Source organism: Microcella sp., assembly GCF_046296455.1.
GTDB lineage: Bacteria > Actinomycetota > Actinomycetes > Actinomycetales > Microbacteriaceae > Microcella.
In genome coordinates, this window is the sequence record NZ_JBKBLF010000016.1 from 52,428 (window position 1) to 68,396 (window position 15,969).

Annotated in this window: 15 protein-coding genes, 1 tRNA gene and 1 pseudogene; 15 read left to right on the top strand and 2 right to left on the bottom strand. The window is 72.4% G+C overall.

Features of this window, described 5'->3' with window-relative positions; all coding sequences use genetic code 11:
* The 14 genes from obgE to ACK4HH_RS09610 all read left to right on the top strand — a co-directional run bounded on the left by obgE (position 1) and on the right by ACK4HH_RS09610 (position 13,869).
* Positions 1-1,527: a GTPase ObgE gene (gene obgE / locus ACK4HH_RS09545; RefSeq protein WP_409651111.1), complete on the top strand. Its 1,527-nt coding sequence runs from the start codon at positions 1-3 to the stop codon at positions 1,525-1,527.
* The gene (gene proB / locus ACK4HH_RS09550; RefSeq protein WP_409651113.1) at positions 1,520-2,308 is read left to right on the top strand and encodes a glutamate 5-kinase; all 789 of its coding nucleotides are present in this window, start codon (positions 1,520-1,522) and stop codon (positions 2,306-2,308) included. The genes obgE and proB overlap by 8 nt, the downstream gene beginning before the upstream one ends.
* Before the next feature lie 4 nt (positions 2,309-2,312).
* Complete coding sequence (locus ACK4HH_RS09555; protein ID WP_409651115.1) at positions 2,313-3,599, top strand: glutamate-5-semialdehyde dehydrogenase; 1,287 nt, start codon at positions 2,313-2,315, stop codon at positions 3,597-3,599.
* A 65-nt stretch (positions 3,600-3,664) separates the two neighbouring features.
* The gene (locus ACK4HH_RS09560) at positions 3,665-3,865 is read left to right on the top strand and encodes a hypothetical protein (RefSeq protein ID WP_255159128.1); all 201 of its coding nucleotides are present in this window, start codon (positions 3,665-3,667) and stop codon (positions 3,863-3,865) included.
* 23 nt (positions 3,866-3,888) lie between these two features.
* Entirely contained in the window at positions 3,889-4,509 is a 621-nt protein-coding gene (nadD, locus tag ACK4HH_RS09565; protein WP_409651135.1) for a nicotinate-nucleotide adenylyltransferase, read from the top strand.
* Positions 4,506-5,813, top strand: coding sequence for a hypothetical protein (locus ACK4HH_RS09570; protein ID WP_409651117.1), 1,308 nt, complete (start codon positions 4,506-4,508; stop codon positions 5,811-5,813). Before nadD ends, ACK4HH_RS09570 begins: the two co-directional genes overlap by 4 nt.
* 35 nt (positions 5,814-5,848) lie before the next feature.
* Positions 5,849-6,226, top strand: coding sequence for a ribosome silencing factor (gene rsfS, locus ACK4HH_RS09575; protein ID WP_409651119.1), 378 nt, complete (start codon positions 5,849-5,851; stop codon positions 6,224-6,226).
* A gap of 23 nt (positions 6,227-6,249) precedes the next feature.
* Positions 6,250-6,603: a zf-TFIIB domain-containing protein gene (locus ACK4HH_RS09580; protein ID WP_409651121.1), complete on the top strand. Its 354-nt coding sequence runs from the start codon at positions 6,250-6,252 to the stop codon at positions 6,601-6,603.
* Positions 6,604-6,692: 89 nt separating this feature from the next.
* Positions 6,693-6,765: transfer RNA gene (locus tag ACK4HH_RS09585), tRNA-Ala, on the top strand.
* Positions 6,766-6,890: 125 nt separating this feature from the next.
* Positions 6,891-8,294: a pyridoxal phosphate-dependent decarboxylase family protein gene (locus ACK4HH_RS09590; protein WP_409651123.1), complete on the top strand. Its 1,404-nt coding sequence runs from the start codon at positions 6,891-6,893 to the stop codon at positions 8,292-8,294.
* Between the two features lie 28 nt (positions 8,295-8,322).
* Entirely contained in the window at positions 8,323-10,218 is a 1,896-nt protein-coding gene (locus ACK4HH_RS09595; protein ID WP_409651125.1) for a PQQ-binding-like beta-propeller repeat protein, read from the top strand.
* Positions 10,215-12,053, top strand: coding sequence for a hypothetical protein (locus tag ACK4HH_RS09600; RefSeq protein ID WP_409651127.1), 1,839 nt, complete (start codon positions 10,215-10,217; stop codon positions 12,051-12,053). Before ACK4HH_RS09595 ends, ACK4HH_RS09600 begins: the two co-directional genes overlap by 4 nt.
* 2 nt (positions 12,054-12,055) lie before the next feature.
* Positions 12,056-12,727: a pyridoxamine 5'-phosphate oxidase gene (gene pdxH / locus ACK4HH_RS09605; RefSeq protein WP_409651129.1), complete on the top strand. Its 672-nt coding sequence runs from the start codon at positions 12,056-12,058 to the stop codon at positions 12,725-12,727.
* Between the two features lie 80 nt (positions 12,728-12,807).
* Positions 12,808-13,869: an LLM class flavin-dependent oxidoreductase gene (locus ACK4HH_RS09610; protein ID WP_409651137.1), complete on the top strand. Its 1,062-nt coding sequence runs from the start codon at positions 12,808-12,810 to the stop codon at positions 13,867-13,869.
* A 25-nt stretch (positions 13,870-13,894) separates the two neighbouring features.
* Here ACK4HH_RS09610 and ACK4HH_RS09615 read toward each other — a convergent pair whose 3' ends face one another.
* On the bottom strand, positions 13,895-14,263 hold the full coding sequence (locus ACK4HH_RS09615; protein ID WP_409651131.1) for a rhodanese-like domain-containing protein: 369 nt from the start codon (positions 14,261-14,263) through the stop codon (positions 13,895-13,897).
* A gap of 101 nt (positions 14,264-14,364) precedes the next feature.
* Here ACK4HH_RS09615 and ACK4HH_RS09620 point away from each other — a divergent pair, with 101 nt between their 5' ends.
* The gene (locus ACK4HH_RS09620; protein WP_409651133.1) at positions 14,365-15,741 is read left to right on the top strand and encodes an MFS transporter; all 1,377 of its coding nucleotides are present in this window, start codon (positions 14,365-14,367) and stop codon (positions 15,739-15,741) included.
* Here the strand turns inward: ACK4HH_RS09620 and ACK4HH_RS09625 are convergent.
* Positions 15,738-15,969, bottom strand: a pseudogene (locus ACK4HH_RS09625) (hypothetical protein); the annotation flags it as partial. The gene ACK4HH_RS09620 and the pseudogene ACK4HH_RS09625 sit on opposite strands and share 4 nt — an antisense overlap.

The window sequence follows — 15,969 nt, forward strand, 5'->3', positions numbered from 1 at the left end:
ATGGCGACGTTCGTCGACCGTGTGACCCTTCACCTGCGCGCGGGGAACGGCGGCCACGGCTGCGTCTCGGTGCGGCGTGAGAAGTTCAAGCCCCTCGCGGGCCCCGATGGCGGCAACGGCGGCGACGGCGGCGACATCGTGCTCGTCGCGGCGGCCAACGAGACCACCCTGCTCGGCTACCACCGCCGACCGCACCGCTCGAGCGACAACGGCGGCCCCGGCATGGGCGACAACCGCTCGGGCTTCACGGGCGTCGACCTCGAGCTACCCGTGCCCATCGGCACGGTCGTGCGCGACGCCGATGGCACCGAGCTCGCCGACCTGACCGAGCCCGGCATGCGCATCGTCGTGGCCCCCGGCGGCCAGGGCGGCCTCGGCAACGCCGCGCTCGCCACGACCAAGCGCAAGGCCCCCGGCTTCGCCCTGCTCGGCACCGAGGGCTGGGAGGGCGACATCGTCCTCGAGCTCAAGACGGTCGCCGACGTCGCCCTCGTCGGCTACCCGAGCGCCGGCAAGTCGAGCCTCATCGCGGCCATCTCGGCCGCCAAGCCGAAGATCGCCGACTACCCCTTCACGACCCTGCACCCCAACCTGGGCGTCGTCGAGTCGGGCGAGAGCCGCTTCACGGTCGCCGACGTGCCCGGGCTCATCGAGGGCGCGAGCGAGGGCAAGGGCCTGGGGCTCGAGTTCTTGCGCCACGTCGAGCGCTGCAGCGCGCTGCTGCACGTGCTCGACTGCGCCACGCTCGAGCCGGGGCGCGACCCGATCAGCGACCTCGAGATCATCCTCACCGAGCTCGCCGCGTATCCCGTGCCCGAGGGGCAGACCCCGCTGCTCGAGCGGCCGCAACTCGTGGCGCTCAACAAGGTCGACGTGCCCGAGGGTCGCGATCTGGCCGCGCTCGTGCGCCCCGAGCTCGAGGCCCGCGGCTACCGCGTGTTCGAGATCAGCGCCGTCAGCCGCGAGGGCCTGCGCCCCCTCACCTTCGCGCTCGCCGAGCTCGTCGAGGCCGATCGCGCCGCGAAGACTGCCGAGGCCGTCGTGCGCGAGCGCATCGTGCTGCGCCCGCGCGCCGTCAACACCGAAGAATTCCGCATCGTCGTCGAGGGCGGCAGCGACGGCAACCTCTACCGCATCCTCGGGGCCAAGCCCGAGCGCTGGGTGCAGCAGACCGACTTTCGCAACGACGAGGCCGTCGGCTACCTCGCCGACCGTCTGGCCAAGATCGGCATCGAGGACAAGCTCTTCGCGGCCGGAGCGGTCGCGGGCGCCACGGTCGTCATCGGCCCCGGCGATGGCGTGGTCTTCGACTGGGAGCCCACGCTCACGAGCGCGGCCGAGCTCATGACGGCCCCCCGCGGCACCGACCCGCGCCTCGACGCGCTCAACCGCCCGTCGACGAGCCAGCGCCGCCAGAGCTACTACGAGCGCATGGATGCGAAGGCCGCCGCGCGCGCCGAGCTCGAGGCCGAGCGCGTGGCCGAGCGCGACGCGAGCAGGTACAACGACGAGGAGGGCGATGACTGAGCAGCAGCGCGCCGCCGTCACGGCGGCGAAGCGCATCGTGGTGAAGGTGGGGTCGTCGTCGATCAGCGGCCCCAACGTGGGCCAGATCGGCCCCCTCGTCGACGCGCTCGCTGCCGCCCACGGCCGCGGGGTGGAGGTCGTGCTCGTGTCGTCGGGCGCCATCGCCACGGGCATCCCGTACCTCGACCTCGACGCGCGCCCCACCGACCTGGCCACGCAGCAGGCCGCGGCCGCCGTCGGTCAGAACGTGCTCATCTACCGGTACCAAGAGAGCCTCGACCGCTACGGCATCGTCGCCGGGCAGGTGCTGCTGACGGCGGGCGACCTCGAGAACGCCACGCCCCGCAGCAACGCGCAGCGCGCCATGGAGCGCCTGCTGGGCCTGCGAATTCTCATCATCGTCAACGAGAACGACACCGTTGCGACGCAAGAGATCCGCTTCGGCGACAACGACCGGCTCGCCGCCCTCGTGAGCGAGCTCGTCAACGCCGACCTGCTCGTGCTGCTGAGCGACGTCGATGCGCTCTACACGCGCCCGCCGCACGAGCCCGGCGCGCAGCGCATCGACGTCGTCGCACATGATGACGACCTCGCGAGCGTCGAGCTCGGCGACATCGGCGCGGCCGGAGTCGGCACCGGGGGAGCGGGCACCAAGATCGCTGCCGCGAAGCTCGCTGTCGGCCAGGGGATCCCCGTCGTGCTCACGTCGACCGACCGCGTCGCACAGGCCCTCGCGGGCGACGTCGTCGGAACCTGGTTCGAGGCCGCCCCGGTAGGCTGAGGGCATGTCGACCCTCGTCACCGACGCGGTGACCTCTTCTCCCGCGGCGCTCATCGACGCCGAGTTGACGGCCGCGAAAGAGGCCTCGCGCCTGCTCGCGACCATGACGACGGCGCGCAAGAACGCCGCCCTCGCCGCGGTCGCCGACGGACTCGAGGCCGCGTCGACAGAGATCATCGCGGCCAATGCCGACGACCTCGAGCGCGGGCGGGCCACGGGGCTCTCTGACGGGCTCATCGACCGCTTGCGGCTCGACGACGCGCGCGTGCGGGCCCTCACCGCCGCGGTGCGCGACGTCATCGCCCTGCCCGACCCGGTCGGCACGGTCGTGCGGGGCTCGCGCCTGCCCAACGGAATCCAGCTCAGCGAAGTGCGCGTGCCCTTCGGCGTCGTCGGCGCCATCTACGAGGCGCGCCCGAACGTGACCGTCGACATCGCCGCGCTCGCCCTCAAGAGCGGCAACGCCGTCGTGCTGCGCGGGGGCAGCGCGGCCGAGAGCTCGAACCGCGTGCTCGTGGCCACGGTGCAGCAGGCCCTGCGGTTGACGGGACTGCCGCCCGAGGCCGTGCAGACCATCGACGCGCACGGCCGCGCCGGGGCAACGGCGCTCATGCGCGCACGCGGCTTCGTCGACGTGCTCATTCCCCGCGGCAGTGCCGACCTCATCCAGACCGTCGTGCGCGAGTCGACCGTTCCCGTGATCGAGACCGGCGCCGGTGTCGTGCACATCGTGCTCGACGCGTCGGCCGACGAGCAGCTCGCCGTCGACATCGTGCACAACGCCAAGGTGCAGCGTCCGAGCGTGTGCAACGCGGTCGAGACCGTGCTCGTGCACCGCGACGCCGCGGCGCGCCTGCTGCCGCCCGTGATCGAAGCCCTGCGCGCATCCGGGGTCGTCGTGCGCGGCGACGAGCGCGCACGCGACATCGACCCCAGCCTGCCGATCGCGACCGACGACGACTTCGCGACCGAGCACATGGCGCTCGAACTGAGCGTCGCGGTCGTCGACGATCTCGATGCCGCGCTCGCCCACATCCGCCGGTTCTCGACCCAGCACACCGAGTCGATCATCACGCGCGACATGGCCAACGCCGAGCGATTCCTCGCCGAAGTGGATTCGGCCGTCGTCATGGTCAACGCCTCGACGCGCTTCAGCGACGGCGGCGAGTTCGGCTTCGGCGCCGAGGTCGGCATCTCGACCCAGAAGCTGCACGCCCGCGGCCCGATGGGGCTGCCCGAGCTCACGAGCACGAAGTGGATCGTGCGCGGCGCCGGGCAGGTTCGCGGGTGACAGTCGGTAGACTCGACGCGCGGTAGCTTGCCGCGCATCACCGCCCACGACCACGGGAGCCTCGAATGCTGACGACGCTGGCCACTGCGATCCTCGCCTCGGAGGAGGAGCTTGCTCCGCTCATCGCCCCGCCCGAGGTGATCGCCGGTGCCGCCGCGCTCGTCTTCCTCATGCTCGGCCTCGTGACCTTCGCCTACCGCGATGTCGCGAACCGCCACAGCCACAAGACCGCGAACAAGCCGAGCGGGCACGACGCCGGCCACTGAGCCGGGCTGCCGACGCGATACCCATCGCCACCACAACCGCTTCCCCGCCCGCTGCGCCTCGCGCGCGGATCGGCATCATGGGCGGAACCTTTGACCCGATTCACCACGGCCACCTCGTGGCCGCGAGCGAGGTTGCGCATGCCTTCGAGCTCGATGAGGTCGTGTTCGTGCCGACGGGCGAGCCGTACCAGAAGCGCGGGGTGACGGCGAGCGAGCACCGCTACCTCATGACGGTCATCGCCACGGCGGCCAACCCGCGCTTTCGCGTGAGCCGCGTCGACATCGATCGCGACGGCCCCACCTACACGATCGACACGCTGCGCGACATGCGGGTGCAGCATCCCGATGCCGACCTGTTCTTCATCTCGGGGGCCGACGCGATCGCCCAGATCCTCGAGTGGAAAGACGCGGCCGAGCTCTGGCGGCTCGCCCATTTCATCGCCGTGAGCCGCCCCGGGCACGACCTCAGCGTTCGCGGATTGCCGGAGGGCGACGTAAGCTTGCTCGAGATTCCCGCGCTGGCCATCTCGTCGACCGACTGCCGCGAGCGCGTCGAGCACGGCTCTCCGGTCTGGTACCTCGTGCCCGACGGCGTCGTGCAGTACATCTCGAAGCACCAGCTCTATCGGAGCCCGACATCATGAGCAATCCCACCGACCCGCCCCTCAGCCGCCGCGCCGCGCGGCAGGCCGAGCTGTCGGCGCAGGATGCTCAGCCCGAGGGTTTCGCGCAGCCCGTCACCCGGCGCGTGCGCGGCGGCACCCCCGTCTCGGTGCCCTCGTCGGCGCCGAGCGATGTGGCGTACCGCACGCAGGTGCGGCCGCGCGTGCCCCACTACGACGCCCCGCCGGCGACTCACACGGTGATCACGGCGGGGGATCCCTCGGGGCAGGCCGCCTCGTCGCAGAACGGCGACACGCTGCCCGTCGCGCCGCTCGCCCCGCCCGTGGCTCCGCCGCCCGAGCAGCAGGTGCGCCGCCGCGACTTCCGTCCGCCCGTCGAGCAGCCGGCCGCGGCGCCGGCCGCCGGATTCGACACCGCGCTCGAGTACCACACGCAATTGACCCCTCGGCCGCCGCAGCCCGTGATGCCGGCGCCCGAGCCCGAGCCGCACGTCATCGCGCCCCCGACGCACGTCATCCCAGCGCCGCCCGTCGAGCCCGTCGCAGCCGCGGCCCCGAGCGCGTTCGAGCAGACCCTCTCGCGGCGCGAGCTGCGCGCCCTGCGCGAGCCGGCCGCCGAGGCACCGCCGGTCGAGGCGCCCCCGCTCGTCGCGCCGCTCGTCGTGCCTGCCCCCCCGGTCGTGCTGCCCCCGGTCGTTCAGGCCCCGGTCGTGCTGCCCCCGGTCGAGCCCGCCCCGCTCGCGCCGACTCCAATCGACCACGCACCGCTCGACTTCGCCCCGCTCGCACCGGCGCCCGCGCCGCTCGCCGAACCGCAGCCCGAGCCCTACCTCTCGGCCGGGTCGGCCCCCACGGGCTCGCACTGGTCGGTGGGCATCCACGATGACGACGACCCGTTCGAGAACACCTTCAGTCGCGAGGTCGGATCGACCGCGAGCCTGACCAACACGAACGCCCTCGTGCTGCCCGAGATGCCCACGGGCAGCATCGCGGGCCCCGTTTCGGGCACGGGCGAGATCATCATCACGGGCATGATCGACCTGCCCCGCGTCGTGTCGTCGACGGGCGCCGTGCCGCAGGTGCACGAGAGCCCCGACATCGACGACATGCTCGACCCCGGCGAGTTCCAGGTGGCGCACCCCGACTCGGCGCCCGTGAGCGCGCTGCGAGCCGTGAGCAGCCACACGGGCGCGTCGCCGATGATCACGCCCGGTAAGGGCTCGACGAGCAACACCGTCACGACGGTGCTCGTCGCCTCGACCGTCGTCATGGCGGTCGTCGCGATCGGCCTGTTCGTGCTCGCCGCGGTCAACGGGCTATTCTGAATGCTTTGACCTCCCGCCCCCCGTCGAAGGAACCTGTGACCGCCACCGAACGCGCCATCGCCCTCACCCAGGTCGCTGCTCTCGCCGCCGACTCCAAGCAGGGTGGCGACCTGGTCGCGCTCGACGTCTCGGGGCCGTTGCCGCTCACCGACGTGTTCCTGCTCGTGACGGGGCGCAACGAGCGCAACGTGCAGGCCATCGCCGCCGAGGTCGAAGACCGCATGATCGAGGCAGGCGCCAAGCCGTTGCGCCGCGAGGGCCGCGCCGAGGGCCGGTGGATCCTGCTCGATTTCGGCGACATCGTCGTGCACGTCTTCCACGAAGAAGAGCGGCTGTTCTACTCGCTCGAGCGCCTCTGGAAGGACTGCCCGACCATTCCGCTGACGCTCGGCGAGCATCCAGTCGACGCATAGCCGACGACGGGCAGACTGGGGGTATGAAGTGCCCCACCGACGACACCCTGCTCGTGATGAGCGACCGCAGCGGCATCGAGATCGACTACTGCCCGCAGTGCCGAGGCGTCTGGCTCGACCGCGGCGAGCTCGACAAGATCATCGAGCGCGCGTCGACCGCCCCCGCCCCCGCCGCCGCACCGCGTGTCGAGCTGCCGCGCGAAACGCCCGCTCGCCCCGCCGGGGGGTACCCGCCGGGCGGCTACGCCCAGCCGGGCTACCCGCAGCGCTGGGGCTCGAACTCGCCCGGCTCGGCGCCCCGCTACGGCGGCGGCTACGGCCACCCGGGCGGCTCGTACAAGCGCCCCAAGAATTGGTTGAGCGAGCTCTTCGACTGACGCGCTGGCCGGTCATGGCCGAATTGGTCGGGGGCCGCGGCGTGTACTAGTCTTGTCGAGTTGTCACCGGCCAGTCGGCCGGCAGCCACGGGCCTGTGGCGCAGCTGGTAGCGCACCTGCATGGCATGCAGGGGGTCAGGGGTTCGAGTCCCCTCAGGTCCACGCACGAACGAAATCCCGGTCTCGGCCGGGATTCGTCGTATCCGGCGCCTGCTGACCCGAGTGGCGGGGCGGCGCGCCGAAGGATCGCACGCCGAGCGTGCCGATCTGGTTCGAGAGGACCCGCCGTGAGCCGCGACCAGGCCGCATCCCCCTCCGCCTCCGCAACGCGCATGCACGCGATCACCGACGAGACGACCGCGATCGTCGACATGGTGCTCGAGTACGCGCGCCGCCGCATCCTGAGCGACGACACCCCGCTCGACAAGCCCTTCACACCGGCCGAGCTGCGGCGCCTGGCCGGCCGCACGATCAGCGAGGAGGGCATGGGCGCTCGGCGCGCGCTCGCCCTGTTCGAGAACGTTCTGGCGCCCTCGTGCATCACGACCGAGCACCCGCGATACCTCTCGTTCATCCCCTCGGCGCCGTCGAAGGCGGCCACCGCGTTCGACCTGATCGTCTCGGCGACGGCGGTGTACGGCGGCTCGTGGCTCGAGGGCTCGGGCGCGGTCTACGCCGAGAACGACGTGCTCGCGTGGCTCGCCCACGAGTTCGGGCTGCCCGAGACCGCGGGCGGAGTCTTCGTGCAGGGCGGCACGATCGGCAACCTCTCGGCGCTCGTCGCCGCGCGCGACCACGCCGACCGGCGCCGGCGCGAAGCCGGACGCGCGCGCCCCGAGCGCTGGGTCGTCATCGCGAGCGCCGAAGCGCACTCGTCGATCGCGAGCGCCGCGAAGGTCATGGACATCGATGTCGTCGCCGTACCCGTGGGCGAGAGCGGCATGCTGCGCGGCGATGCCGTGCTCCCTGCTCTCGTCGAGCACGGCGAGGCCGTCATCGCCGTCGTCGCGACGGGTGGTTCGACCAACTTCGGCATCGTCGACGACATCGCCTCGATCGCCGCGCTCAAAGACGATCACGACTTCTGGCTGCACATCGATGGCGCCTACGGTCTGGCCGCCGCGCTCGCCGAGATCGCCCGCCCGCGCTTCGCCGGCATCGAACGCGCCGACTCGCTCATCGTCGACCCCCACAAGTGGCTCTTCACGCCGTTCGACTCGTGCGCTCTGCTCTACCGCGACCCCGAGATCGCGCGGCTGGCGCACACGCAGCATGCCGAATACCTGGATGCCCTGACCGAGTCGAGCGAGTACAACCCCTCCGACTACTCGGTGCAGCTGACCCGGCGCGCCCGCGGGTTGCCCCTGTGGTTCTCGCTCGCCACCTTCGGCGCGCAGGCCTACCGCGATGCGATCGCGGCATCCATCGAGCTCGCGCACGCCGTCGCTGCCGAGATTGGGCAGCGCGACCACCTCGCCCTCGTGCGCGATCCGCAGCTCTCGGTCGTCGTGTTCGAGCGCGTCGGCTGGAGCGCGAGCGACTACGCGCACTGGTCGAACCGCCTGCTCGACGATCAGCGCGCCTTCGTCGTGCCGAGTTCGCACGCGGGCCGCACGAACGCGCGCTTCGCGATCGTCAACCCGCGCACGACGCTCGACGACCTGATCGGCATCCTCGACTCGATGCAGTGAGCCCGGGCGCGGCCCTACACTGGCGCTCGTGACCACCGGCGGCGCTGAGCCGAGCCCCGAGACGGCGCCCGAGACCGCGGGCCCGCGCGACGATGCCCGCTCGCGCACACCCGCGTGGGTGCCATGGGTCGTGACGCCGCTCGTGGTGCTGATGCTCGGCACCGCGCTCGACGCCGTCGATCTCGTCGCCCCCGAGGTGTCGGGGGGCAGCGCCGCCCGGTTCGTGCCGCCCGACGGGCAGCGCTCGGTCACGATCGACGCCCAGGGCGTGCAGAACGTCACCGAGCACACGCGCTCGATCGGCATCGAGGGCATCTTCGCGGCGCCCTCGACGATCGCGGCGAACCTGCTCGGCTCGCTCGGCGACGAGGCGGTGCGCTCTGCGCAGTGGTGGCGGTCGTCGACCGTGACCGACCGGGGCGAGCGGGGCGCCGACCTGTTCCGCCTCTCGAGCGACGGCGTCACCCAGGTCGCCTCGTGGGGCGGGCCCATCGGCTTCGTCTTCGAACCGGCGATCGTGCTGCTGCCGCCCGAGGTGCAGCCGGGAGACGCGTGGAGCTCGACCGGCTCGGCCCTGCCCGGGGGAGTGCTGACCTACTCGGCCGAGTTCGCCGCGCTGCGCGCCGATGGGCCGTTCACCGACCAGGAGGGCCGCGAGATCCCGCTCACGGGCGGCTGCATCGGCGTCGAGAGCACGGTGCGCATCGAGAACGTCGACGAGGGCATCTCGACGACTCTCGCCGAGTCGACCGTCTGGTGCCCGGGGCGCGGCGCGGTCTGGAGCAGCGGCACCGTCGACGGTCAGCCCGCGGGGCGCGCCGAGGTTCGGCCGGGCGCCCTCGAGCCGCTCGGCCGAACCGCGACCGCTGCGGCGACCTTCGGCTCACTGCTCGACCCCGCCGCGCGCCTCCTGCCCGGGCGAACCCTGCCGATCGCCATCACCGATCCCTTCTTCGGGGCCTCCGATGTGACCGGCCAGTACCCCGTCGCGCCCGCGGCCACCGCCGACGGGCGCCTCGTCGTCGTCAACGATCGCGGCGACGACGTGCAGGTGCTCGCGCTCGGGCGCGCGCAGGCGCGGCTCGCGTGGTTCGGGCATCCCGGCGGCACGGTCGTGGCAGTCGGCACCGCCGGCGACCTCGTCGTCGCGACCACGTCAAGGCGTCAGGTCGTCGCCTACGACGCGGCGGGTCGCCGGCTGTGGAACTGGGCGGCCGACGAGCTCGTGATCGCCGCCCCGGTCGCCGTGCCCGCGGGTGGTTCGCCGACCGCCGACATCGTGGTCGCCGCGCGCAGCGGCACTGTGACGCGACTGGATGCCCGCACCGGCACCGCCCGCTGGTCGCAGTCGCTCGGTGCCGATGCCCGCGCCGAAGTCGTCGTCGTCGACGACCTCGTGCTCGTGGCCGACGAGCGGGAGCGGCTCACGGCCCTCGACGCCGCCACGGGTGCGGTGCTCTGGCTCGACGAGCTCGGCCTCGTGGTCGAGCTCGCGGCCGCGGGCGGGCCGCAGGGGATCGTCGTGGCGATGCTCGAATCGGGCGAGGTCATCGCCCTCGATCGGGAGTCGGGCGACGAGCGCTGGAGCACCGGGTACACCGGTCTCGCGCGCGGCGTGCTCGTCGTCGGCGATGCCGTGGTCGTGCTCACCGACGAGGCCGTCGTGGCCCTCGATGCCGGGGGCGGGGCGGTGCGATGGCGCGGGGCCGGCGGGGAGGCCCTGGTGGGCGAGGGCGCAGCGAGCGTCGTCGCGATCGTGCGCGCCGCCGACGTCGAGCTGCGGTCGACCGCCGATGGCGCCGTCATCGACGCGCAGCCGATCGACACCGCATCGATCGCGGCGAGCCGATCGGCGCTCGCGGTCGGCGCCGCGCTCGTCGTGCTCGAGAGCGATGGCGTGCTGCGGCGCTGGGAGCTGCGATGAGCCCGCCCACCGTGACCGACTCGCCGTGGGCGCCGCGACCGCGCACCATGCCCCGCCTCCTCGCGGGTGCTCGCACGCTGTGGCGCGGCATCATCGTCGACCCCATCCGGCGCGGGCGCCTGCGCGACACCGGCTCGCCGGCCGGGCTCGGCCCCATCGTGGTCGTCGGGGTCGTGGCGTTCTGCCTGGCCGTCGCGCTGATCCTCGGTGCCCCGCTCGTGCGCGAGTTCTCGCCGCTCACGGTGAGCGTGGGCTCGATCGTGCTCTCGCTGCCGCGGCTGCTGCTGCCGACGATCTTCTGGCTGGTCATCCTGTCGCTCGCCCTCATGCAGACGGCGGCGCTGCACACGCGGCGCCGCACGACGGTCGTGCTGACGATCATGACCTCGCTCGTGCTGCTGTTCATCGGCTCGCTCGACCTCGGGGCCGATGGCGCCGGCGGGGTCTCGATCACCCCGGGCAAGGTCATCTCGATGCTCGCCGTCGCGGCCGTGATCGTGCTCGTCGTGCTGCGGCGGCGCGCGGCGTTCGCGTGGTGGGAGTTCCCCCTCGTGCTCGCGATCACGGGGCTCTCGGCGGTCGTGTCGCTCGGGCGCAGCGCCTCGCAGTCGGCCCCGTTCGGCCTGGACTTCGGGCCGACGACCGCCTCGCTCGTCATGTCGTCGCTCGGTCAGCTGGCCGTGCCCGCAGCGCTCGCGGCCGGCGTCGCTGTCGCCGAGTTCGCGATCGGGGCCGCGACGACGACGGTCGCCGCGGTGCACCGCCCGCTCGCGCGCGCTCGCGCTCGAGGGCTGATGCGCTCGGTGCCGCTGGTGCTCATCGTGATGTTCCTGCTCGTCGCGGGATGGCGCATCGCCGAGGTGGTGCTGGCGGTCACGACCGGCACGGGCGCCGTGATCGAGCAGCGCGATCTGCCGCTGTCGATCGGCATCGTGCTGGCGATCGCCGCCCTGTGGTGGGCAATCGCCCGCGCGCGCCGCGACGCGACCACCCGCATCGACGACGTCATGGCTCGGCTCGACGACGTGGGGCTGCCGGTCGCCGCGGCCCTGTCGATCACGCTCGCGCCCGTGGTCGTGCTGCTGCTGGCCGCTCAGGTCGTCACCGCGTGGGGCGCCGAGGGCGCCGCCGTCGGGTTCGTGTTCGTCATCGCCGATGCGCTGCGCGGCACCGTGGCGCTCACGATCGTGCGGGGCTCGGTCGGCGTCGCCCTCATCGTCGCGGCGTTCGTCGCGGCGCGTCGGGGGTCTCGCGGGCTGCCCGAGCTGCTCGCGGCAATCGGGCTGTTCGCGCTGCTGAGCGTGCTGCCGGCCGTGCTCGCCACCCCCCTGAGCTGGTCGTCAGAGGCGCTCGCGGTGGTCATCGCGGCGGGCACGCTCGCCCTCGCGATCGTGCTGGCCGTTCGTCGGCAGCTCGATGCCCGGCGCATCGCCCTGCTCACGGTGGCACTGCTGCTCTCGGCCGCTGCCGCGTGGCGCGACGTGCTGGCCGATCCGCTCAGCGCGCTCATCGGGGCCAGCGGCATCGCCCTCGTGCTGTTCGGCTTCGTGTGGGGGTTCGTGACCGATGCCGACGTGACGCACGAGGGCAGCGCGGCGTACCCCCGGGCATCCCGCGTCATGCTCTTTCTCGCCAACGCCGTCTTCGGCGTGACGGTGCTGGCCTTCGGAACCCTCGCGCGCGACCTGGGCGCCGCGATCGACCTCGACGCCTTCGCGCAGTTCGGCGACGAGCTGCTCGGCACCGCCCTCATCCTCGCCGCCGTCATGGCCGTCTGGGCCACGGCGACGGCGCGCGATTCGGCCGATTCCCGGCCCGAACCGCCTACCGTGTGAGCATGACCGACCCCGCCGCCTCCGACCCGACCATCGAGAGCGCTCTGCGCACGCACACCGACTACGGCATCGAGAAGCTCGACGAAGCGGACCTCGCGGACGACCCCTTCGCGCAGTTCACCGCCTGGCTCGCCGAGGCGGCCGAGCGCGGCGTCTACGAGCCGAACGCCATGGTGCTCGGCACGATCGACCCCGACGGCGCCCCGTCCATCCGCACGGTGCTGCTGCGCCGGGTCGACGAGCGCGGCTTCGCCTTCTACACCGACTCCACCTCGCGCAAGGGCCGCGCGCTGCTCGCGAACCCCGCGGTCGCCGTCGTGTTCCCCTGGTACACGCTGCACCGCCAGGTGAAGATCTTCGGCCACGCGCATCCGGTCGATGCGGCCGACAGCGACGACTACTTCGCGCACCGCCCGCGCGGCGCGCAAGTGGCGGCGTGGTCGAGCGACCAGTCGCAGCCCATCGCGTCGCGCGACGCGCTCGAGCAGAAGGTGGTCGACGCCGAGGCGCGGTTCGTGGATGCGCCCGAGGTTCCCCGGCCCGAGCGCTGGGGCGGGTTCTGCATCGTGCCCGATCGCGTGGAGTTCTGGCAGGGCCGAACCTCGCGCCTGCATGACCGGCTGCTGTTCCACCGCGAGGGCGCGGGCTGGCGGGTCGAGCGCCTGCAGCCCTGATCGGTCTGGCGGGAATACCGCGTGTCGTGAGACTGTTGAGCTGTTCGATACGTACGCATAGATAGGGGAGACCAGTGGCCATTGCCGACGCGAACGACCTCGAGCTGGGCATCGACACCTTCGGTGATGTCACGAACGGCCCAGACGGGCAGCCGTTGCCCTACGCCCAGGTGATCCGCAACGTCGTCGACGAGGGCGTGCTGGCCGACCAGGTGGGCGTCGACGCCATCACGATCGGCGAGCACCACCGCGACGACTTCGCGGTCTCGGCGCCCGACATCGTGCTCACCGCCATCGCCGCCCGCACCGAGCGCATTCGCATCGGCAGCGGCGTCACCGTGCTGAGCTCGGACGACCCCATCCGCGTCTTCCAGCGCTTCGCGACGATCGACGCGATCTCGAACGGCCGGGCCGACGTCATCATGGGCCGCGGCTCGTTCACCGAGTCGTTCCCGCTCTTCGGCTACGCGCTGCAGGACTACCAGGTGCTCTTCGAAGAGAAGCTCAATCTCTACGCCGAGGTGCACAAAGAGCAGCCCGTCTCGTGGCAGGGCTCGACGCGCGCGCCGCTGCAGAACCAGATGGTCTACCCCACGACCGAGAGCGGCAATGTGCGCACGTGGGTCGGCGTCGGCGGCAGCCCCGAGTCGGTCGTGCGCGCCGCGAACTACGGTTTTCCGCTCATGCTCGCCATCATCGGCGGCCCGGCCGAGCGCTTCGCGCCGTTCGTCGAGCTGTACCACCGCGCCCTGACCCAGCTCGAGAAGCCATGGCAGCCCGTCGGGGTGCACTCGCCGGGCTATATCGCCGACACCGACGAGCAGGCGATGGACGAGCTGTGGCCGGCCTACGAGCAGATGTTCGGCCGCATCGGCCGCGAGCGCGGCTGGGGCCCGACCACCTACGCGCACTTCCAGCAAGAGGTCGAGCACGGCTCGCTCTATGTCGGCTCGCCCGAGACGGTCGCCCGCAAGATCGCCGCCACGGTGTCGGCTCTCGGCATCCAGCGCTTCGATCTGAAGTACAGCACGGGGCCGCTGCAGCACGAGAAGCTCATGCACGCGATCGAGCTCTACGGCACGCAGGTTATTCCGCGCGTGCGCGAGCTGCTCGCCGAGCGCCTGGTGCCGGCCGGCGCCTGAGCGCGCGGCCGGCGAGCGGTGCGGACTACGGTCCGGTGACGACGGGAATGCCCGTGGCCGCCGAGGCGCTCTCGACGCTGCCGCCGTTCGTGAGGTCGGTGAAGCCGAGCGCGGTCATGCGGTCGATCGCCTGCCCCGACCGGTTGCCGCTGCGGCAGTACACGTAGTAGCTGCCCGCGGGGTCGAGCTCGCTCACGAGCGCCTCGAAGTCGGGCGACTGCACGTCGATGTTCACGGCGCCCTCGAGGTGACCGCCGGCGAACTCGGCGGGCGTGCGAACGTCGATGATGACGGCGTCGGCGTCGAGCGCGACGGGCTCGGCGGGGCTCGCGCACGCGGTCGCGCTGAGCGCGAGGCCGAGGGCGAGCGAGATCGAGAGCAGGATGCGGCGCATGGGTCCTCCAAAAGGGTCAGGCGATCAGGGTAGCATATACCCCCGGGGGTATTGAGAAGACTCGGAGCCGCCGAACGCCCGCGCAGTGCTTGACTGGCTCCATGCCCACCACCGTGCTCGACCGCCGCGTGCTCGTCGTCGCGATCATGGCCGCGTTTGTCGCGTTCCTCGACGGCTCGATCGTCACGGTCGCCCTCCCCGCCATCTCGGCCGAGCTGGGCGGGGGGCTGCCGGTGCAGCAATGGGTCGTGGATGCGTACCTCATCACCCTCGGAGCCCTCATCCTGCTCGCCGGATCGCTCAGCGACCTGCTCGGCCGCGTCGCGATCCTGCGCATCGGGCTCGTCGGCTTCGGCCTGACCTCGCTCGCCTGCGGGCTCGCCCCCACGGCCGAGCTGCTCATCGTCGCGCGCGCGGCCCAGGGCGTCGCGGGCGCGCTGCTCGTGCCGAGCTCGCTCGCGCTCATCATGGGCGCCCACCGCGGAGCGAGCCAGGCTCGCGCCATCGGGCTCTGGACGGCCTGGACCTCGGCCGCCTTCATCGTGGGCCCGCTGCTCGGTGGCGTGCTCACCGACCTCGCGAGCTGGCGCTGGGTGTTCGTCATCAACGTCGTGCCGATCGCGGCCACGCTCGCCCTCATGGCACGCATGCGCAACGAGCCCGCCGCGCAGCGCACCCCGATCGACGTGGCCGGCGCCGCGCTGGGTGCCCTCGGCCTCGGCGGCGTCGTGTTCGCCCTCATCGAGCAGGCCAACTTCGGGTGGGCCTCGCCGGTCGTGTGGGGGCCGCTGGCGGTGGGCATCCTGTGCCTCATCGGGTTCATCGTTCGACAGGCGACCGCGCTGCACCCCATGATGCCGCTCACGCTGTTCCGCAACCGCAACTTCGCGGTCGGTAACCTCGCCACGGTCGCCGTCTACGCGGCCCTGTCGGTCTCGGGGCTCGTTATCGTCGTGTACCTGCAGCAGGTGGCGGGGCTCAGCGCCACCGCCTCGGGACTCATCATGCTGCCGGTCACGATCATGCTCATCCTGCTGTCGGCGCGGTTCGGCGCGCTCGCCGGGCGCATGGGGCCGCGGTGGTTCATGGCGGCCGGCCCCGCGATCGCGGCCGTCGGCTTCGTGCTGCTACGCGCGATCGAGACGCCCTTCGACTTCGTCTCGCAGGCCCTCGTCGGGGTGCTGCTCTACGGGCTCGGCGTCGCGATCACGGTCGCGCCGCTCACCTCGGCGATTCTCGGGGCGATCGAACCCGAGCGCTCGGGCATCGCCTCGGCCGTCAACAATGCCGTCTCGCGCATCGCGGGCCTCGTCGCGATCGCGCTGCTCGGTGCCGTGATCGGCACCTCTGTCGATGACGCGTGGCTCGACGCCGGCCTGCTGCTGTGCGCGGGGCTCATGCTCGCGGGGGCCGTGATTTCGGCGATCGGTATCAAGAACCCCGCGCGCGAGCCCGCAGCGCCCCGCGAGGCGGGCTAGGCCACGAGCGACCCGGCGGCTGCCGCGAGCGTGAGCACCGCCGCGAGGGCCGCGAGCATGATGATGCGAAAGAGCGCGCGCGACGCGGGGGAGCGCACGAGCACAACGAGGCCCGCGACGAGCAGCACCACGGTGGCCGCGGCGCCCGCAGCGGTGACGGGCGTCGCCGCCCCCGGGCCGAGCACACCGAGCACCCCGGCGGCGGCGAGGGCCACGAGCGCCACGGCG